The organism is Cohnella fermenti (assembly GCF_004801405.1).
Lineage (GTDB): Bacteria > Bacillota > Bacilli > Paenibacillales > Paenibacillaceae > Cohnella > Cohnella fermenti.
The window spans coordinates 60,174-80,975 of the sequence record NZ_SSOB01000031.1 but is presented as its reverse complement, the minus strand read 5'-3'; the positions used below and the strand labels follow the sequence as shown (position 1 = coordinate 80,975).

The window sequence follows — 20,802 nt, the reverse complement described above, 5'->3', positions numbered from 1 at the left end:
CATTCCTCGTCCTTCCGCTCATCGTACCGCCCCCTCTCCGAGTCTGACCGGCAGGCCGGTGCGGGCCGATTCCTGCGCCGCTTCCGCCCACCGCACCGCGAGCAGCGCGTCCTGTGCCGTCACAATCGGCTCGCCGCCGCTCTCGATGCAGGCCAGAAAGTGCGCCAGTTCCCGGTAATAAGGGTCCCGGAGCAGCACGCTCTGCGGCGTCTCGACGAAGCCGGATGCCGATCCCGGAGGCGCGGCGACTCGTACGCTGAGGCTCTCCGAATCCGTACTCGCCCCCCGAACGATGCCATCCGCCGCCGCGTACTCGAACGACGTATGGAACGGCCCCGGGTAGCCCCAGAACGCTTCGAGCTGCGCGATCGTGCCGTTCTTGAAGCGGAATGTCGCCGTCGCATAGTCGATCTCCTCGGTCACCTTGTTGAACGCGAACACCTCCGTCGCCTCGCCGAACGTGCCGAGCGCGTAGTCGATGTCGTGAATCATCAGATCGAAGATAACGCCGCCGCTCTTATCCGCATCCTTGAACCAGGGCTGCACGAGAGCCGGGTGGCTGCCCGCCCGCTTCGCATGGTAAACGCCGCCCCGCTCGCCGCCGAATTCGCGCACCTTGCCCGCAAGCTGCTCGTAGTTCGGGAAGAAGCGCACAACGTGCCCGACGAACAGCCGAACGCCGCGCTCCTCGCAATAGCGGATCGCCTCCGCCGCTTCCGCCGCCGACAGCGCGATCGGCTTCTCGCAGATCACGTGCACGCCGCAGTCCGCCGCTTCCTTCAATAGAGGAACATGCAAATACGTCGGGACCGCCAGGCTGACCGCCTCGGCTTTTGTCTTCTTCAGCATCGCTGCCATCGAAGCAAACCAAGGGGCTCCGGCGGCATCCCCGAGCGCCTTCGCCGCCGCTTCGTTCACGTCGCACACGCCGACGAGCGAAGCTTCCGGCATCGACGCATAGCGGTCGGCATGGATGCTGCCCATGCCGCCGCAGCCGACTACCGCTACTTTGATCATGTAAGAGGAACTCCCTTCATCTATATAGATGGGTTGGCCTGCGCCTATAAGCCGTCCCGCGCCACTTGGCCGCTCCGGAGGCGCATTTTATGTGAAATTTCGCATTCGTTCGGTCGTTTGGCGGTACCAGAGGCGCGTTTTATGTGAAATTTCGCATTCATTTGGTCGTGCGCGCCCGATCGACCAGTTCGTTGCCCGGAAGCAGCATATTGCCGTCCCGGTGTCGAATCGCCGAGGACTCCTCCGGCAGCATGCTCCTGTCCACGCCCCGCTCCACATTGGAGACGCAGAGCAAATAACCTCCCGCTCCGAACGAGCCTGCCGCCACCTTGAAGCGGCCGCCCTCGAACGAGCAGCCCGTCACGAGCACCTCGCTCACACCGCCATTCGCACCATTCGCACCGTCTGCACCAATCGCACTATTGGCACCATCGGTGTCATTCGCAACATTCGCACCATCCGCACCATCCGCACCATTCCCGCCGATCGCGAAGTGGGCGGTCTCCGCGTCCGAAGCGCGGCTCGTCATTCCGTCGAATCGCCACTGGGAAGCGGTATCTCTGCAAGAGTGGAAGAACGCCTTCTCGCCGTTGGTTCCCGATACTTGAGCGCCCGCGCCGACATCCACCCGCAGGTCGCCGCCCCCGAGGAAGCGGAAGCCCGTATTCCGCAGCGCCCCGCCCCGGAATACCAGCTCGGCCCCGCGCATCCGCAGCGGCAGCGAATCCGGGCCTGCGCCTTCGATCCGGCAATCGCGGAACCTCACCGCTCCCGGCCCCGCGAAGACGTTGCCGTCCGCGCCAGTGAACCGGCAATTCCGGAACGTCAGCTCGGCCGTCACCTCTTCGTGCGAGAGACGCCGCCCCGGCGTGAGCCCGAACGCGCTGTTCTCGATCACGTTCGGCCGGCCTGAGCGCGAGGACGCCTGCTTCACCTTCACCAGGCGGTCCGCCGTGCAGTTCTTCATCTGAACGCCGTCCGCGTTCAGCCAGAACGAGCCGGTGTTCTCGGAATTGTCGACCCCCGCGCGATATCGCACATGGACGTCCTCAAGCGTCAGGTCCGTCACCTTCCGGAACGCGAGGAACCAGGAGGCGACGTGCTGCTTCACCGTAATCCGCTTCGCGCTCTCGCCCCACGTCGGGCCGCTGTTCGCGAACGACATGAGGCCGGAGTTGCCGACGTACGTCAGGTCGTGCTCGTATTGCCCGTGCGTGACGAACGCGCCGAGGTCGTCCCCGTCCGCATGGCAATTCTCCACATGGCAATAGGCCGAGCCGGTGAAGTCGTTCAGATGCCGCGCGTTGCTCGCGAGGCAATCCCGAACATGCCCGTACAGGCAATAAATCTGCTGCGTCAGATACCCCGTTCCCCCGACCACAACCTCGGTCGGATTCAATAGCTGGCAGCGCTCGGTCACGTAATTCGTATTGTAGCGGCGCATGACGACCGGCCAGAACGAGCCGGTCGCGTCGATGCCGACCGCGTCGCACTCCGTCGCGAACTCGAACGCAAGCGGATGCGCCCCCGTCAGGTCCGTCGTCCCCCGCGCAATGAACTTCATGTTCTTCACGCACGCCCGAATGACGGGCTCCACCCGCCGGTACGTCACCGTTCGGCCCGCCGCCAGGGACCAGCCGTTCTTGTACTGGAAGCGCACATGGGTCGCATCGAGCACCGCCGTCACCTTGACGAGCTTCTCCAGCTCCCGCTCCGCACCGCCGGATAGCCGATCCCCGCGAACGAGCCACCAGTCCCCGACGCGGAACGCCGACGAGTCGGCCACTTCGAAGCGCTCTTCCAACTCCGCGAGCTCGGCCGACAGCACGACGCTCTGCGTCTCGTCCGTCTCCTCGCCGCGGAAGAAGAAGACCGCCGCGAACGGGTCGTTCGGCGGCGCAGGCTCGATGCCCTCCGTCGTGACCGTGAAGCCGCCGAAGTCGAGCTCGATGAAGCTGCGGCGAATGCGGTGCCGACGCTTGAAGTTCAGATGCGATTCCGCCTCGATCCGGCGAATCGAGCCGTCGGCCAGCATCGCCTCAAGCGCGGAGTCCGCAGCCGTCTCGGGTCCGAAGACGCCGAAGTAGCGGAACCTCCCGACGCCCTCGTGAACGACGAGCCACCTGCCCCTGCCGCCGTCCAGCGGCGCATGAACCGTGCCGCCGTTCTCCTCCGCCTCGCTGCCCGCTTGCCAGCGGACAAGCTTGGCTCCGCCGTCCCCCGCATCGGCATACCCGCGAACCCAGACGGCTTCTCCCTCCAGCCGCTCGCCGGAAGGAAGGCGCCTGAGCGCACTCACGCTGTCCACCTGCACAATCGTTCCCCCTTCGCCGCATCGCGTTAGACAAGGCGGAGAGCCGCGCGTTCCGTCTCTCCGCCTTTTTTTTAAACACTACCCCGCTATCCTAGTTCCCCGAATTGAACGTCACCGTCGCGCCGCGGGCTTCCGTTACTTGCTGCGCGTAATACTCGAAGATCTCCTTGCCTTGGTACTTCGTCATCAGCTCTTCGCGATATTGCGGCCACTTGTCGGCATTCTTGTCGGAGTACAGCACCTTGACCTGCAGCTCGTTCATGCGCTTGCGGAGCGCGGCCAGGTCCATGCCTTCCTTGACGACGAGGCTTGTGCCGACACTGTCCACGAGCTTGTAGGAGTTCATCGTCTCGAGAATCTTTTTGTCGCGGTCGGTGACGTTCGGATCGTACACTTCGAGGCCGAATGCCGCTTCCGGACCGGAGATCGGCGTGAACCATTGGTAGACGGACAGGAAGTTGCCTTGATCGGTCACGTTCGTCTTGAACGCGTCCTGGTTCAGCGTGATCGTGCTGCCCGAGCGGGTGAACTCGGTGCCTTCGCGGCCGTAGTGCGTCATCAGGAAGCCTTCCTCGCCGGCAAGCCAGTCGAGAATCTGCATCGAGCGGCCGATCTCTTCGTCCGTCGACTTGGAGCTGAACAGGAACGGGTTGCCCGGCACCGGAGTGAGGTACGTTCCGGTCGTGGCGAACGGATCGAATGCCGTCCAGTTGGCCGTCTCGACCTTCGTGATCTCCTTCGTCTTCGCTTGCAGCCCTTCCGCATTGTTGTCGAACGCCAGGTTCTTGCCGAAGCCGAGCACGATGCCGACCTTGCCTTGCTCCGCCTTCTCGAGCTGTTGGCCGTTCTTGTTGAGCAGCCAGTCGGGATCGACGACGCCGAGATCGAGCAGTGCGCGGGTGTCCGTCAGCACCTGCTGCATGCGCAGGTCGGTGCGGGTGTCGACGAACTGGTCGCCTTCGACCATGAAGTCGCCGAACAGGCCGTTCTTGACATAGGTCGGGAATTCGAGCGACATGTTCGTGCCGTTGCCGTACGCGGAGAAGCCGTACGTGTCGTTCTTGTTGTTGCCGTCCGGATCGTTAAACGTGAACGCCTTCATGACCTCGACCATCTCGTCATAGGATGTCGGCACGGACAGGCCGAGCTTGTCCAGCCAGTCTTGGCGAATATAGTACGAACGGTAGTAGTTCTTCTCGTAAGGGATCGGGGCGCGGGCGAACTTGCCTTGAACCTGATACTTCGGAAGCTCCTCCTCCGTGATCCAATACTTGAAGTAGTTAGGCATGTTCTCCGGCGTGACGAGGCCCGTCATCTCGCGGGCGACGCCGTCGGCGATATATTGGTTGGACGGGATGCCTTCGGCGAAGAAGACGTCCGGGATGTCGCCCGAAGCGACAAGCGAGTTGAACTTGTTCTGGAAGTCGGTGCCGAGCGGCATATAGTCGATCGTCAGATCGACGTTGAACTTCTCGTCGATGTACGTCTTGACGAAGTCGGCGTCTCCCTTGGGAAGCTGCGCATCCGCCGAAGCGATGACGTACCAGTTGAGCTTGATCTTCTCGGCCGCCGGCGCGGAAGCCGCTGGGGAACCGCCGGATGCGGCGGGGCTGGCGGACGGAGAAGAGTCGCTGCCCTTGTTATTGTTGTTGCCGCAGGCGGCGGTCAGAAGAGCAACTGCCGCGAGACTTGCCAGTAATGCGCTTGTGCGTTTCATGTACGAAGACCTCCCTTGGAATGGTTGTGCCTGGCTTGCTGTCTTGCGAAGCTGGAGCCTGTTCGCCTTCCTTGTCTGCTGTCGTTCGCCGGCGCCGCTTCCCGGCGCTTCGGCTCGCGCATTCCCCCTTATCGTCATCGACGTCCGTATCCTTGTCAGCCCTTGACGGCTCCGAGCAGCATCCCCTTGATGAAGTACTTCTGGAGGAAAGGATATACGGCGATTATAGGAACGATCGCGACGACGACGGTCGCCATCTTGATCGATTCTGGCGGCAGCGAGCTGAGCGACGATTGCGGCACCGACAGCTCCTGGCTGACGCTCGGCGTGATGATCATGTTCCGCAGCACGACCTGCAGCGGATATAAGCTCCGATCGTTCAAGTACATGATCCCGCCGAAGTAGGCATTCCAGTGATTGACCCCGTAGAAAAGCCCGAGAGTCGCCATGATCGGCATGGACAGCGGAAGCACGATGCGCAGCAGCGTACCGACGTCGGTGCAGCCGTCGACCTTCGACGCCTCCTCGATCTCCGCCGGAAGCGATTCGAAGTACGTCTTCATGACGAGCAGGTTGAATGTCGACACGAGGCCGGGGATGATAAGCGCCCAGATCGTATTCATGAGCCCCGTCGCCTTGACCGTGAGGAAGGTCGGGATCAGACCGCCCGAGAACAGCATCGTGAACACGATTCCGAGCAGCACCGCGTTTCTTCCCGGCAGGAATTTTTTCGATAATGGGTAGGCAAGCAGGGTGGTGACGAGCAGATTCAGGAACGTGCCGAGCACGGTGATGAGGATCGTGATGTTGAGCGCCCGCGGGACGACGCCGCTCGTGAAGATTGCGTCATAAGCGTCCCAGGTGAACGTCTCGGGGAAGAGCAGGAAGCCGCCGTTGCGGAGCACCTCCGTATAAGGCGTTATGGAGACGATCGCGACGTAATAGAGCGGGAACAGCGTCGCCAGGCCGAAGACGGTCAGGACGGTGTAGATGATGACGTCGACGATGCGGTCCGGAATCGACTTCTTGAATATATAAGGCACTTAAGCCACCTCCGTTCGATTCATTCGGCCGTCACCAGATGCCCGAGCCGCCGAACTTCTTCGCCAGCTTGTTCGCTCCGAGGACAAGCACGAAGCCGATGACCGACTTGAACACCCCGACCGCCGCCGGCACGCTGTAGTTCATCTCTTCAATGCCCCTGCGGAAAATCCACGTATCGAGAATGTCGCCAACCCCGTAAACGCGAACGTTCAGGAAGATGTACACTTGCTCGAAGCCTGCATCCAGAATGCTGCCGAGCCGGAGGATGACGAGAAGCATGAACACGTCGCGGACGCCCGGAAGGGTGACATGCCACAGTTGGCGCCAACGCCCGGCCCCGTCGATCGCGGCGGCCTCGTACTGCTCGTTGTTGATGCCGGCCAAGGTGGCCAGGTAGATGATCGCTCCGTAACCGGTGCTCTTCCAGATGTCCGTCGTAACGAGCATCGGTCGGAACAGCGCCGAGTTCGTGAGGACGTCGATGCTGCCCCAGCCCATGTCCCGGAAGAATGTCGTCACAAGGCCGGAGCCCGGGGCGAAGAAGGAGAACATGATGCCGTAGACGATGATCCAGCTCAGGAAGTGCGGGCCGTAGGTGAGCGTCTGGATGGTCTTCTTGAACCAGCGGACCCGAATCTCGTTGAGCATGAGCGCCAGAATCAGATCGGGCAGCATGCCGAAGATGAGGCGGTAGACGCTGAGGAGCACCGTGTTCCTCATGAGCTGCGGGAAGTCCGGCGATTCGAACACCGCGCGGAAGTTGTCCAAGCCGACCCACGGGCTGCCCGTGACGCCCTTCATCAGGTTGTAATCCTGGAACGCCACGACGAGGCCGAACATCGGAACGTAATGATAAACAAGGTAGTAGACAATGCCGGGTACCATAAAAATATACAGCCAGCGGTAACGCCACATTTTGCTTCGGATCGTCATGCCCATCGCTCCTCTCCTGGCGTCTTAGTCGAACCTGACGACGATTCCCATCATTAATTGGGGAGCGGTCTCGACCTGCCGGTACAGCTCGGGCAGTTCGTCGAACCGGATTCGGTGGGAGATGAGCGACTTGATGTCGATGCGCTTCTCTTCGATCATCCGCAGGAAGTCCTCGACGTTGCGCCCTTCCGTCCAACGCACGTAGCCGATCGGATAATCGACGCCGCGCTGCTCGTAGTCGGGCTCATAGCGCCCCGGGCCGCCGGCTCTGGAGATGTGCACGCTCGCCTCCTTGGCGAAGAGCAGGTCCCGGTCGAATTCGGTGCCGGTATCCCCGACGATGACGACACGCCCGCGGTCCCGCAGCCAATGAAGGGAGGAATCGATCAGGCTGATCTGCCGATTGCTCGCGCAGACGAGCACCGCATCCGCGCCGCGTCCCGCGGTCGTCTTCGCGAGCGCCGCCGCCACGTCTTCCTCGTCCTTGCAAGCGTGGCGAATGCCGGAGGACAGCAGCATCCCGCGCCGCTCCTCGAAGGGCTCCAAGCCGATGACGCGATAATTGGAAGCGTGCGCGATCCGGGCGATGATCTGCCCCAGGATGCCGACGCCGACGACAAGCGCCGTCTCTCCGAATTCCAGCTCCGCTTGACGCAGCGCGTGGATCGCGATCGCCCCAAGGCCGCAGAATGCCGCCTCTTCCGGCTCCACCCCGTCCGGGACGGGAACGGTCAGGTGCTTCGGAGAGAGCATGATCTCCCGGTGCGCCGGACTCCCGTAGCAGGCGACCCGCTGTCCGGGAACGACGTGGGCGACGCCCTCCCCGACTTCGAGGACGATTCCCGTGGCGCTGTACCCCAGCGGGGCGCCCGGGCTGGAACGAATCATAAGAAGCTCCGTGCCGATGCTGACGGATGAATGATCGATTCTGACTTTGACATACTGCGGTTTGATTTCCGGATCGGGCAAGTCGACGATTTCCGCAGTGCCGCTTCGGCTTTTGATCGCTCGCATACACGCCTCCTGATTTATATCTGATTTACATACCATCATTTGTAAATAATTCTAACGAATTTGATGTACAACTGATGTACTGATTATACACACCGAATAAAAAGACCGTCAACCCTAAAAAAGCGATTTTGGGGCTTTTATTGATTCCCCACAGCGATGTCAGGTTCGGAATTGTTGTGAATACGTTAACAATCAACGGGGACAACGGTGAAATCGCTCTCAAAAATTGGCGAATTTCGCCTATGTTGGTCCTGCGAAAGGTCTGTTCCGGCCATCCTTCCGCCTCTCTGTGCGGGGCGCTCACCGCCGGCTTCTTGCTGTCGCTCGACCCTGGAATGGTGTAAAACGGCAAAAAAACGATCCTGATGTCTTTGAAATGACATCAGGATCGACTATGTGATGTATGAAATTCGAAGGTTATGGAAGCATATATTCACCAGTTGGTGTACTCGGGTCGCCCGGCCTCTGGCCGGAGCGGTACAGCTCCTCCAGCTTCCGGTACAGCGTCTCCTCGTCGATCATGTCGGACCAGTATTCCTTCAGCCACTTGGTGAACTGGCGGAGATCCTTGATCTGCAGCCCGAGATCGCGATGGTACGAGAACGACGGGAACATCTCGCGGAACATCGAGTAGCGCGACGGCCGCTTGAGGCCGTCCATGAGCGGCCGCTCCGCCGACGCCTTGCGGGCCGGAATGCTGACCGTGCGATCGCGGATGACGTTCTGCGCATCCTCGGAGGCGAGGAAGTCAACGAAGCGGCGAGCCGCTTCCTTCCACTTGGAGTGGCGGACCAGCGACATGCCGATGGACAGCAGCAGCGTTCGCTGCGAATCTCCCCGCTGCAGACTCGGGAGCGGGCAGATGTCGTAGTCGAGCGGCAGGTGGGCGAACTCGTTCAGATTGAAGTACGTGCACAGAATCATCGATACTTGCCCTTCCGCGAACAGTTGGACGGTCTCGTCGTTGCCCTGGGCCCAATAATTCGGGAACGTCTCGCGGCTGGCGATCAGCTCGTTCAGCGTGCGCAGCCCGTCCCGAATGTCCTCGTTCAGCCGGTCGCCGCTCATTCCCTTGAAGCGGCCGCCCATTCCTTGCAGCAGGAACACCGGATAGCGGTTCTCCGATGCGGGCAGGAAGTAGATGCCGTGACGGCCGCGCGACTTGGACAGCTTGGCGGCGGCGGCCGTCAGGTCGCCCCACGTCCAGTAGCTGTCGGGTTCGTGGAGGCCGGCATCGCGGAAGTGCTTCTTGTTGTAGCACAGCACGACAGGCGAGAACGACACCGGCTTCGCGTAGCTGATGCCGTCCGCGCGGAACGCCTCCTCCGCGATCGGGTAAATATCGGGGTCCGATTCCATTCCTTCGAGCAGGGAGAGCAGGCCCTCCTCCGTCCACTCCTGGAATTGGGGGCTGTTGAACGCGACGACATCGAGCAGGCCGTTGGCGATCATCTCCTGCGCCGATTGGGCGTAGCTCAGATGGTTCAGCGTGATCCGCCGGACGTGAATGCCGGGATTCCTCCGGCCGAACTCGGTGATCAGCTCGTCGATGCGGAAGTCTGTCGTCAGCGAGATCGGACAGCCGAAGTTCAGCGTGATGGCCTCCTTCGGGCGCGGGGTCACCATGCTGCCGACCCGGTCGATCTTCTGGATAAGCCCTTCCTCGACCAGTTGCTCGAGCCCCTTGCGAATCGACTTGTTGCTGAGCTGGAACTGCTTGGCCAGAGCGCTCTCCGCGGGAAGGTACGTCCCTTCCTGCCGGATTCCGTTAATGATCTCCGTGCGAATGACATTAACGAAGTGATCCAGCCGCTCCTGGAACGAAGGACGGTCTGATTTATAACTCATGTATATTTCACCTATCTCTCACATCATAAACATCAGTTTATATTTTCAGACATTTCACATCAAATGTCAACAATGGCGCGGGCGGCGAACTCGCCGGATAGGGCGGCGGCGACTTCGACGCCGGCGCGGGAGGCCGCTCTGGGCGGGGGACTTGGGGCGCGCGGGGCGGCGACTTGGGGACGTTGCTGGTTACTCTGGGGCGGGCGGCGAATATATGTGAATTTTAGCATTCAGAGCGACCGTTAGCGGGCGATTTGGATGGTTTTATGTGATTTTTGGCATATATTAGGCAGGTGTCGCGGGTCATCGTCGGTATTTATGTTGTTTTTCACATAAAATCGCCGTTTCGGCCGTTGCCGCGGGATTTATATGTGAAAATTCACATTCGCGAAGGGGGCCGACGCGAAGGGCCCGGTACCAAGCCGCCGGACGGCGACTTGGTTTAATGGGCGCATTCCGCCCGGGCGGCGGCGGAGCGGGCAAGACGTGCATCGCGCTGGGCAGGCGGCCCAGACGTCGTATTGGATGACGTAAAGGTGCTTGTCCGTCGCGTAGAAGCCTTTCCCGTACTCGACAGCCGCGCCGTCCGGGCCGTACGAATATCGGGTCCGCTTGAGCAGCGGCGTTCCTTCCGGCAGGCCGAGCGCCGCGAGCGCGGCGGCCGGGGGAGCCAGCGACACGGAGAGCTCGTCTCGGCAGGATGCGATCGCCGCGCCGCGCTCTTCCAGCCACCCGTACAGCGACTGTTCGACAAGCTCGGAATCCCGGACGTCGCCCGCCCGGTCGGTCAAATCGTGCGTATAGTAAATATAAGGCTCGCCGTCCAGCCGATAGAGACGCTCGATTCGGATACAGCGCTGCCCGAACAGAAGGCGCTGCGGCGTCCCTTCTTCCGTGAGCGCACATGACGAAGAAGGCACTCTTCTCCGGCGCAAGCGCCGCCAAGAGTGCCTTTGCATAACATTAAACGCTGGCGACTTCCGTCATCCCGCTCATGGCAACCGGTAGGTCACGACCAAGCTGGGCCGATTCTCCGTAACGTTGTTATTCGCGGAAGCGAAATCCTTCGTTCCCGGAGAGCTGTTTACCGTGTTCTCAAGCAGGACAAAACCGTAGTTGGTCGAAGTCCCGTTCACCCAGCTCTGCACCAGATCGGTCACGTTAAACGTATACCAAGCGTTCCTGGCGCTGTTGATCGTCGCTTGATCGATTGTGGACGCGCCATATCCCGGCTTGGTATTCCAGGTGACGCCGGAGACCGTCTGTCCGTCAATGCCAGTCCCCGCGCCTTCCGCCCACGAACCGGTTGCTTCCTTGACCGCAATCGCCTTCTTGACCGTTCCGTTGCGAGTCGTCGTCAGCCTTACTCGCAGTTGCGCGCTTGTAATGATGGCGTTCGAAGGAATCGAGGATGGCAGGGTAAAGCGAATCAACGCATGCTTCTCGTCCGTGTCCGCCCCCGAGTAGGATGCAGTCTCTAGCTCCCCGTTGCCTCCCGTGTTCCGGTCGGCATAATACTCCAGCACATGTGCATCCGTCGTGCCGGTATATCCGGATACGCCCTGCCGCAACGCTACGGTGGTGAACGAGTAGGCGTTCGCCGCGGCGACGGTCACCTGATCGAAGGTTGCGCTGCCGAGCTTGCTGTTGTCATGAGCGGTTACGGCAAGGCCTACGTAGACAGAGCTGCTCATCGAGATCGTTACGGAACTTCCGATCTGCGTCCATGAGCTGCCGTCGGTCGACGCGAACCCCGTGAAGGTGTTGCCGCTCCGGACAAGCCTGACATATTGGCCCGTCCCGCCGGATAGGGAATCCGTATAACCGGTCGTATTGGACAGATTAAGCCCCGTCGAGGGACGACGCTGGAAGTTGATTCCATGGGAAGGCGTAACGACAACATCGGCGAATTTGCTGTCGGCATTGAGCGATTCGCGAATCATTATGCCCGCCTTCGCCCATTCGCTTGTATGGTCCTGGCTCTTGACCCGCGCCGTAATGACGATGTCTCCGGAGACCGGCTGATACGCATAACGGAATTGGTCGGCCGCAGTCCATATATCGAATCCGGACGCGGTCAGCGTGAACTGGCCGTTGCGGCTGCCTGCGCTGCCGATTGAACCGACCGTTCCGATGTCCTTGGATGCCCAGCCCGCTTCCAACGGCTCGCGCGAATTTAAGTAGGCGACGAGTTGGGACGGACGATCGGTCTGAATGAAGCTTGCCCCTCTGTTGACAACCCACCCCCAACCGGAATCCGGATCATCGACAGACATATCGTCGGTATGACCGGCATTGAGCGACGCCCACAAAGTGTTGACAAATACGCGTCTTCCGGCATTCGTAATCTTGTTAACCGTTGTGCTTGAGATAACGGAGCTTGACTCCGTAACGAACACAAGCTCGTACAAATCCGGCTGCGCTCCGGCGATCAAGGCATCAAGCTCGGAGAGATTGTTGTCGGAGTCCGTAATGACGGCCTGATACAGCGGACGCGGCGACTTGGAATCCAGCCAGGCGTCGACTGTCGCATTGGAAGCCGTGCTCTTGAAGACGCCCTGACTGGTTGTTCCCGTGCTGACCAGCACACTCCACACATCGTTGCGAATATCCCAGCACTTGTCTAGATTGACCAGCACCTTGCCTTTGGCCAGATTCATCGCCTCTTCGAGCGTCGGCACCGTCTCGTTCGTCAGAGCGGCGCCGGAGCCTCCCTGCCCTTCGCGAAGCTTGAGCGCTTTGATCTGCGAGAGTGTCAACGACGACACATTCCCTGTGCCGTCGGTCGTCCGATCCACGTTGTCGTCGTGCATGAGCACGAGCTTGCCGTCCGCCGTCTTGCGAATGTCGATCTCCACCATCTCGACGCCCATATCGATTGCAGACTGAATGCCGGATAACGAATTCTCCGGATGATTGCGCCAATCCCCCTTGTGAGCGGCCACCAGCACCGATCCATCCAGATCGTACAGCTTCGTCAACAGCTCCGAGGCGCTGAGAGCTTCGGTCTTCGGCGCGGCGATGCCGCTCCATGCGGATACGGCAATCAGAACACTGCATGCGTACAAACACCACTTGCGAGGCAATGATCGTTCGATAAGCGCTTTCAAATAATAGCCCTCCCTGCTCTTCTTAATCGTTTCTCCGCCCAACTTCAATTGCTCCATTTCTCCGCAGGCATTGACAACATCCTTTTCCCCATTCGTCTTGTCGCCGTCGCACCGCCTCCTCTCCTGCGCTTCCCCGACTCCCAACTCATCCAGACAGCAAGCAACGATCGACAACCGGTCGGCAATCGTTGCTTGCCCTCGGAGGTCAGGGAGACACGGAACGGTTCACTTCCACATTCAGCAAGCCCGGCCTGCCCGCAAGCAACGAAGCCATCTTCTCCCTGATCCCTCTCTTGCCGTTCTTGACAATAAAATGAATTCGAACGCCCGCGCTCCCGCCGCTGCGCTCCACGGTCATGGAATGAATCGCGATGCGCTCCTCGGACAGGAGCCGGAGCAGCGGCTCGATGTCCCGGTCCTCCGCCAATTGAATCGAGTATTCTTCTCGGCGGCCCGCGCTCAGCCACTTCTTCTCCATAATGTTTAACGCGAAGAGACTGACGAAGACGATAATAGTGGTGAGCGCCGACGCATAATAGAAGCCCGCCCCCGTCCCAATGCCAATCGCGGCGACAACCCACAGAGATGCGGCCGTTGTAAGCCCCGAGACATTGCCGCCGTGCCGCATGATCGTGCCCGCGCCAAGGAATCCGATTCCGCTTACAATCTGCGCGGCCAACCGGGCCGGATCCATGCGGACATTGGTCTCGTAGGCAAACTGCGCAAATCCGTAGATCGAAGTCAATGTAATGAGCGCAGAGCCGACGCACACGAGAATGTGCGTGCGGAACCCGGCCGGGTGCTGGCCGCGTTCTCTCTCCAGACCGATAATGCCCCCCAGCACGATGGAGATAAAGATTCGAAAGCTTAGCTCGTATGCGGAGATGTGCCACAATTCCGGATGATCGGCCGGCAACGTCATTCTTCCTTCGCCCGGCCTCGGGCGGAATGCAATGTTCGCCAATTGTCCAGAAGCTCGAGGGATTCGGAGGCCGCTGCTTCGCTTCCCGTCTCGAGCACCCAGGCGATTCGATCGCCGGCCTTGCCGAGCGCAGCAACGATCCCTTCATAAGGAATGGTCCCGCGTCCAACGGCGAGATGCTCATCCTTCATCCCGCGATTGTCGCTGATGTGCATGCCCAGCAGCAGCCTCTCATGCTTGCGCAGCTCGTTCATAACGTGCCCCTCTCCGCACAGATGGGCATGTCCGATGTCAAACAGAATCCTCACACGGGAAGTGCCCGAAGCGGCAATCGCGTCGGCCAGGAACGCGCAGTCCCAGCCGAAGCGATCGGGACGCGGCGGCACGTTCTCCAGCGCAAGCGGATTCCCTTCCTCGCCGCCCGTCTCGCCGATCAGCCTCCGCAGATAAGATGCGCAACGCGCAACACAGTCCGCCCGGGCTTCCGCATATCCGTTCGGATCGCTTGCCGGGTCCGGGATCGGGCGATCGTATTCTCCCGGATGCATCACGACATAGGACGCTCCCAACCTGTTCGCAATGGCAATCGCTCGCTTGAGCAGCGCAAGTCCCGCCTCGACTTCCGACGGATCGGAGGAGCAGGAGTTTACCCCGTGGATCGGGGCATGCATCGACCAGGCGATTCCCTGTCGTTCGCCCCATCGTTCAAGCTCGCCTAATCGCTCTTCGCTCCAATCCAGCAATTCCCTGTGACCGTCTTCGACCATAATCTCCAGTCGACGCCAGCCCGCTTCGGCAAGCCGCTGCAGCGCCGTCTCCAACGGTTGGCCGATCCGGGTCAAGGTCGATATGCCATATCGGCTTTGCACTTGATCTGTCATGCTCTTCCTCCTTACTTGACGCCCGAACTGACGAAGCTGTTAATAAATTTCCGTTGGAAAAACAGGAAGCCGATCAGCAGAGGAGCGATAACGAGCAATGTCGCGGCCGTCGTAACCGACCACTGCGCCCCCGTCTCCGCCGCCTTGGCGAACAAGGCCAGCCCGACGGTCAAAGGACGATTCTCCACCGAATTCGTTACAATCAGCGGCCAGACAAAATTGTTCCAGTGGTAACTGACCGATACGAGTCCGAAGGACAGCAGCGCCGGACGAGCCAGCGGGAAATAAATCGTCCACAGAATTCGCCACTTGGTTGCCCCTTCCATCTGCGCCGCCTCCTCAAGATCGGCGGGAATGGTCATAAAATGCTGACGCATGAGGAAAATACCCAACGCCGAGCCGAAGTATGGAATCATGATTCCAAGCTTCGTATCCAGCAGCGACAATTCCTTCAGCACCATATATTCCGGGAAGATCAGCACATCGACCGGAATCATGATCTGTACAAGAAAGACGAGGAATACGATTGTTTTGCCCGCAAAGGCCAACCGCGCGAATGCGTAGGCGGCCATGGTCACGGTGACCATCTGTACCGCGAAGATGCCGATAACAATAATTAATGTATTCGTGAAGTAGACAAGAAAAGGCGCAGCTTCCCAGACACACTTCAAATTATCGAACGTAAAGTGCAAGCTGATTCCGGACGACAACGACAGGCTCTGCGGGCGAAACGCCATGTATACGACCCATACCAGAGGGATGGCCCAGAGGATCGCAATGGCATAAATGACGGCAGATAAACCTACTTTCCTCAAGAGCGCCATAGGCTCCCCGCCTCCTATCTGTAGTGAATCTTCCTGTCCATTCCGACGAACTGGAGGACGGTAATAAGAAGCATGAATGCTATCATAACGATTGTGGCAGCCGCCGCGGCTCCGAAGTCCCAATAAGAGAATGCCTGTTGATAAATGTAGTAGAGCAGAAGATTGCTGGCATTGTTCGGTCCGCCCTGCGTCATGATAAATAGCTGGTCGATCGTCTTGAAGGCGTTCGTTAGCGCGACAACCAACACGAACAACGTTGTCGGCATTAGCAAGGGGAAGGTGATTCTCCAGAAAACCCGCCATTTGCCCACGCCGTCAACCTGCGCCGCTTCGTACAAATCGTTCGGAATATTCTGAAGTCCCGCCAGATAGAAGATCATAAAATAGCCGGCTTCCTTCCACACCATCATGACAACAAGCGCCGGCATGACCCACTTCTCGGAGCCCAGCCAGGCTGTATGCCCCGCACCGATCATATCCGTCAATCGGCTGAGCAGACCGTATTCGGGTGTATAAATGAACAGCCATACGTTGGCCAAAGCGATCATCGGAATTACATTCGGATAGAAGAAGGAGACGCGAACGAATCCGCGAAGCTTAAGCGCCCGATTCGCGAACAGAGCGAAGATCAAACCGAGCGCCAGCGCACCCGGAACGGTTCCGAGCATGTACCAGAAGTTGTTGATCAGCACTTTATGGAACAATGAATCTGAGAATAATTGCGAATAGTTGTCCGCCCCGGCAAACACGGGCTCCCGTACGGCCAGATTCTTGGTATAGAAACTCTGTACGCCGGTAATCCAAATGGGGTAAAACGTGAACACAGCCAAAAATAGCAGAGACGGGGCCAGCAATCCCCAAGCGAACACTTCCGATCTCCATCTCTTGCCAAGCGAGCCCGCCATGATAAATCCTCCATTCCAGATCCTTAAGCATTAAACCGGAGCGCCGCCCGCGCGTTAAGCGGGCAAGCGCTCGCCGATTATTTAAACGAAGCCAATGCCTTGTCGGCCTCCGTCTGAGCGCCCTTCAACGCTTCGGCCGGAGTAACCTTGCCGTATAGCGCCGCCTGAATGGCATCGTTCAGGGCCGCTGTCACCTTGCCGTTGTTATGCGTCGACAGCTCGCCTTTGGCATAAGCCAGTTGATCGCGCGCTACAAGCGCGGCAGGGAATTGTTCCGTATACTGCTTCATCGCCTCGGTCTCATACGACGACTTTCGGACGCCTACATACCCGGTGTCGATACTCCACTGCGCCGCGCGCTCGGGGTCCGTCATGAACTTGACGAACTTCCAGGCCGCTTCCTGCCGTTCCTTGCCGATGTCTTTGAAGATGTACAGATTGCCTCCGCCCGTCGGGCTCCCGAACTGCTTGTTCTGCGGAAGCATGGCAACGCCGAAGTCAAATTTGGCGTTCTGCCGAATGTTCGCCAGATTGCCGGTCGTATGGAACATCATCGCCGTCTTCTGCTCCAGGAAGTCGGATGGCGTCGTCGCCCACTCGATAACATTTTCCGGCATCGCCTTGTCCTTCTTCGACAGATCGACCCAGAATTGAAGCGCTTCTTCATTCTCCGGGGTATCGAAGTAGACTTCCTTCCCGTCCTGGCTCATCAGATTCTTCCCGTTCTGGATCGCGAACCCGGAGAACATCCATGTAGCCGAGGTTGGGGCGGAGGATGGAATCTCAATTCCCCAGCGGTCCTCATTCGTTAGTTGCTTGGCCGACTTCGCCAACTCGTCCCAAGTGGCCGGAGGCTGTTCCGGATCGAGTCCGACCTCCTTGAAGGCATCCTTGTTGTAGTAGAGTACAACGGTGCTCCTCTGGAAGGGCAGGCTGTATGTCTTGCCCTCAACCTGGGAATTCTCCAGGAACGCCGGATAGAAGTCGTCAAGGAATCCGTCGTCTCCATCCTGTGCGATAAATTCGTCCAACGGAACAATCGAGTCCATATCCATAAAGCTGAACAGATCGGCTGCGAGAAGCACCGCTACGTCCGGCGAATTGCCTCCGGCAACGGCCGCCTGCGTCTTGAGCGTCGTATCTCCGTAGGAGCCGGTATAGACGGGCTTGACAACGATGTTCGGATTCTCCTTCGTGAACTGCTCGGCCATGCTCTCGATCGTAGCGGTCAGTGGGCCGCCTACCTGAATCGGATAATAGAACGTCAGTTCTACCTTCTCCGTTCCGGCTGATGCCGATGGTGCGCCGCTCGCCTCCACGGAGGCCGCAGCGGGAGTTGCCTCCTTTCCCCCTTCCCCATTGCTGCCGCAGCCGGCGCCGACAACCGCTATGGTCGTCAGCACCAGTGATGTTGCCATTGTCTTTTTCATGGTTGCTGTCTCCCTTTCTGTTTTGAATCTGCAATCAGTATAGTTGAATTCGCTTTCACGTTATAAGGACGCCGTTTTAAGATTTGGTTCGATATTTTTATAACCTTTTCGATTCTATTGTGTTTAATATCGGAAGTGATAAGATCAATTTGAAAGCGCTGCACAAAGGGGCGAGACCGTCAATGAACACATTATTCTCTGCACTACGGCATCGCTATTTAACACTTTCCTCCAAGATACTGATCATATTTGTGCTGCTCATCTCCGTGCCCCTCAGCGTTCAAGGCATTGTCACGTTTCTGGAATTCTCGGGCACCATCGAGCGCAGAACCACCGATTACGCCGTACAGATCGTCGGCCAAATCAACGCCAGCATCGATAAGATCTTTACCGAAGAGAAGCAGAAGCTGTCCCTGCTTCCCCTGTACAATCCCGAGATCGTCCGCTTGCTCAAGAGGTACGGAGACCCCGCCAACGCCGGTATTCACCCCACCTCGCAAGAACGTTCTCAAATGTTCCATTATTTGGCCGGTTCGTCCATCTTCCGACCGGAGATACGCGGTATCCACTTTATAACGAATAACGGCGATATTTTCACGGATATGGATCCTTACCTGATCAAGTCCCATTATTCGGGAGGCAATCAGGTCTGGTACCGCCATGTTGCGGAAGCGAACGGAGAATGGCTGGAGATTCCCCAGCATTATCCGGACTATCTGCTTGAGACGACACCCAAGCCTTATGTATCGTTGGCGAAGGTCATCATCGAGCCGGGCAGCATGGAGAAGCTTGGCATCGTCAAGGTGGACTTCAGGTTGGATGTCTTCAGCCAGGTTGCAGAAGGCTTCAAATACGATGAGATCGGCAGCTTGTTTATCCTTAACGCCGACAACGAGCTGTTCTATCAGCAGAATACCGAGAAGCTGCGGGCAACTCCCGAGGATTTGCCGCAGGAGCCTGCATGGACAACAGGCAACGGCGCAGCGAAGACGAAGCTGGGAGGAACGCCCTACCTGATCGTTACCAACGTCTCAAGCAAGACGGGACTGAAGGTCGTAAGCCTCATCCCTCGCCGCATTCTCATCCAGGAGACGTTGCCTCTGCGGAAGCTCTCGCTCTGGATAGGAGGGGCTTGTCTGCTGGCGGCGACATTGTCGGCCTTCGTCTTGTCCAAGCATATCGGCCGCCCTCTCATCGAACTGCGCAACAAAATGAAGCGCGTTCAACAAGGAGACTTTATGCAGCGGCTGCCTGCGACTAGCCGCGATGAATTCGGACAACTCGCAAGAGGCTTCAACCGGATGTCGACCGAGATCGAACGACTCATGGGGGAGGTTTACGAGATCGGGAGCCGGGAGCGGGATGCCGAGATTGCAGCGCTGCTAAGCCAGATGAATCCTCACTTTATGTACAATTCACTGGAATCGATCAACATGAAGGCTATCCAACAGCAACAATACGATATTTCGGATATGATATCCGCCTTGGGCAGTCTTCTGCACTACACGATCGATGTCCGATCCAAACTCGTTCCGTTGCATATGGAGCTGGCCTTCATCGAGTCCTACATCTATATTCAGCAATTGCGGTTCGGCCCCCGCTTGAGCTCCATTCTTAACACCGATCCTTCTCTTGGTCATCTCCGCGTTCCCAAGCTGCTGCTGCAGCCGCTCATCGAGAACGCGATCAACCATGGCATTGAAGATCTGCCTCAAGGAGGCACCGTATGGATCGACGCAGACAGCGATAATCGCCATCTTCGCTTGACCGTACGCGACAATGGCCGAGGCATGAGCAAGAGCTCGCTTGAACGACTGAGAGCCCTGCTGGAAGAGCCGGAGCGTCACCCGGTAGGCTTAGGGGAGGACAACAAGCGGAACGGAGTCGCCCTGCGCAATCTCAATCGGCGGCTCAAGCTTCTGTACGGACAAGCCTACGGACTGCATGTGGAATCGGAGCCAGGGAACGGAGCCTGTTTCTCCATCTTGCTGCCACTAAGAGAGGAAGGGAATTAATTTGCGCAAAATATTGGTTGTCGAGGACGAAGAAATCATTCGCAAAGGGATCGTTCAGCTTGTGTCGGCCTTGCCCGGCGATATCGCGGTCACCGAGAAGGAGAACGGCAGAGAAGCGCTCGAGCATCTGTATTCGAGCTTGCCCGATCTGATTATCAGCGACATCCGAATGCGCGAGATGGACGGCCTGACCTTCCTGGGCAAAGCCCGGGCTCTCCATCCCAACGTTCCCGTCATGATTCTCAGCGGCTACGGGGAATTCGAATATGCTCAGCAGGCGATTCGGATTGGCGTCAACGAATTCATGTTGAAGCCCGTCAATCGCAGGGCGTTCCTGCTGACGCTGGAGCGCCTGCTCGGGCAGCAAGCGGCACCGTCATCCGTACAGACGCCCGAGCCCTGCCGAACGGTATCGCAGACGAACAGTGACAGCCAGGCCATCTCCATGATCAAATCGTACATCGCGGACAATCTGAACGGCGATCTGACGCTGCAGAGCTTGGCCGAGCACGTTCATCTTCACCCCGCTTATATCAGTCATCTATTCAAGCAGCGAACGCAGACGGCCATCTCCGATTATATCGCGCAAGCAAGAATCGAACGGGCCAAGTACCTGCTGCTGAACACGACGCTCAAGATCTACGACATCGCCGGTCTGTGCGGCTATCAGAGCCCGAAGCACTTTATGCTCGTTTTTAAACAACTGACAGGAAGAACGCCGGGCACATTCCGCAATGGGTAGGCGCTGTTGCGCTTATCCCCTTTCGTCCGTCCCATCGATAAATGACATATTGACTAATATAATAAATATATATAACATATCATTGT

The 20,802-nt window shown here is 58.7% G+C and carries 16 protein-coding genes; 2 read left to right on the top strand and 14 right to left on the bottom strand.

Annotated elements, in window-relative coordinates:
- Nucleotides 1-18: 18 nt before the first annotated feature.
- From E6C55_RS21920 to E6C55_RS21855, 14 genes are all read right to left on the bottom strand, one after another.
- Nucleotides 19-1,017 carry a Gfo/Idh/MocA family protein gene (locus tag E6C55_RS21920; protein WP_230986810.1) on the bottom strand — a complete coding sequence of 333 codons (999 nt, stop codon included), beginning with the start codon at nt 1,015-1,017 and terminating at the stop codon, nt 19-21.
- Nucleotides 1,018-1,174: 157 nt separating this feature from the next.
- On the bottom strand, nt 1,175-3,325 hold the full coding sequence (locus E6C55_RS21915) for a FecR family protein (RefSeq protein ID WP_136371951.1): 2,151 nt from the start codon (nt 3,323-3,325) through the stop codon (nt 1,175-1,177).
- A gap of 97 nt (nt 3,326-3,422) precedes the next feature.
- Entirely contained in the window at nt 3,423-5,048 is a 1,626-nt protein-coding gene (locus E6C55_RS21910; RefSeq protein WP_168735801.1) for a type 2 periplasmic-binding domain-containing protein, read from the bottom strand.
- 155 nt (nt 5,049-5,203) lie between these two features.
- Nucleotides 5,204-6,091 (bottom strand): carbohydrate ABC transporter permease, encoded by an 888-nt coding sequence (locus E6C55_RS21905; RefSeq protein WP_230986809.1) that lies wholly within the window; start codon nt 6,089-6,091, stop codon nt 5,204-5,206.
- A gap of 31 nt (nt 6,092-6,122) precedes the next feature.
- Nucleotides 6,123-7,025 (bottom strand): ABC transporter permease, encoded by a 903-nt coding sequence (locus E6C55_RS21900; protein WP_136371949.1) that lies wholly within the window; start codon nt 7,023-7,025, stop codon nt 6,123-6,125.
- Between the two features lie 24 nt (nt 7,026-7,049).
- The gene (locus tag E6C55_RS21895; protein ID WP_136371948.1) at nt 7,050-8,039 is read right to left on the bottom strand and encodes a zinc-dependent alcohol dehydrogenase; all 990 of its coding nucleotides are present in this window, start codon (nt 8,037-8,039) and stop codon (nt 7,050-7,052) included.
- Between the two features lie 417 nt (nt 8,040-8,456).
- The gene (locus E6C55_RS21890) at nt 8,457-9,887 is read right to left on the bottom strand and encodes an extracellular solute-binding protein (protein ID WP_136371947.1); all 1,431 of its coding nucleotides are present in this window, start codon (nt 9,885-9,887) and stop codon (nt 8,457-8,459) included.
- A gap of 365 nt (nt 9,888-10,252) precedes the next feature.
- The gene (locus tag E6C55_RS21885) at nt 10,253-10,807 is read right to left on the bottom strand and encodes a UTRA domain-containing protein (RefSeq protein ID WP_168735800.1); all 555 of its coding nucleotides are present in this window, start codon (nt 10,805-10,807) and stop codon (nt 10,253-10,255) included.
- 72 nt (nt 10,808-10,879) lie between these two features.
- Nucleotides 10,880-12,997: a DNRLRE domain-containing protein gene (locus E6C55_RS21880; protein ID WP_168735799.1), complete on the bottom strand. Its 2,118-nt coding sequence runs from the start codon at nt 12,995-12,997 to the stop codon at nt 10,880-10,882.
- Nucleotides 12,998-13,202: 205 nt separating this feature from the next.
- Nucleotides 13,203-13,919 (bottom strand): MgtC/SapB family protein, encoded by a 717-nt coding sequence (locus E6C55_RS21875; RefSeq protein WP_136371944.1) that lies wholly within the window; start codon nt 13,917-13,919, stop codon nt 13,203-13,205.
- Nucleotides 13,916-14,800, bottom strand: a complete 885-nt coding sequence (locus E6C55_RS21870) for a sugar phosphate isomerase/epimerase family protein (RefSeq protein WP_136371943.1) — start codon at nt 14,798-14,800, stop codon at nt 13,916-13,918. Before E6C55_RS21870 ends, E6C55_RS21875 begins: the two co-directional genes overlap by 4 nt.
- 11 nt (nt 14,801-14,811) lie before the next feature.
- Complete coding sequence (locus E6C55_RS21865) at nt 14,812-15,624, bottom strand: carbohydrate ABC transporter permease (RefSeq protein WP_136371942.1); 813 nt, start codon at nt 15,622-15,624, stop codon at nt 14,812-14,814.
- A 14-nt stretch (nt 15,625-15,638) separates the two neighbouring features.
- Nucleotides 15,639-16,529 (bottom strand): carbohydrate ABC transporter permease, encoded by an 891-nt coding sequence (locus E6C55_RS21860; RefSeq protein ID WP_136371941.1) that lies wholly within the window; start codon nt 16,527-16,529, stop codon nt 15,639-15,641.
- Between the two features lie 77 nt (nt 16,530-16,606).
- Nucleotides 16,607-17,959: an ABC transporter substrate-binding protein gene (locus tag E6C55_RS21855; RefSeq protein WP_136371940.1), complete on the bottom strand. Its 1,353-nt coding sequence runs from the start codon at nt 17,957-17,959 to the stop codon at nt 16,607-16,609.
- A 182-nt stretch (nt 17,960-18,141) separates the two neighbouring features.
- On the opposite strand from E6C55_RS21855, the gene E6C55_RS21850 reads away from it, so the two are divergent.
- On the top strand, nt 18,142-19,974 hold the full coding sequence (locus E6C55_RS21850; RefSeq protein WP_136371939.1) for a sensor histidine kinase: 1,833 nt from the start codon (nt 18,142-18,144) through the stop codon (nt 19,972-19,974).
- A gap of 1 nt (nt 19,975) precedes the next feature.
- A complete protein-coding gene (locus E6C55_RS21845; RefSeq protein WP_136371938.1) occupies nt 19,976-20,716 on the top strand; it encodes a response regulator transcription factor in 741 nt (246 codons plus the stop codon).
- Nucleotides 20,717-20,802 lie beyond the last annotated feature (86 nt).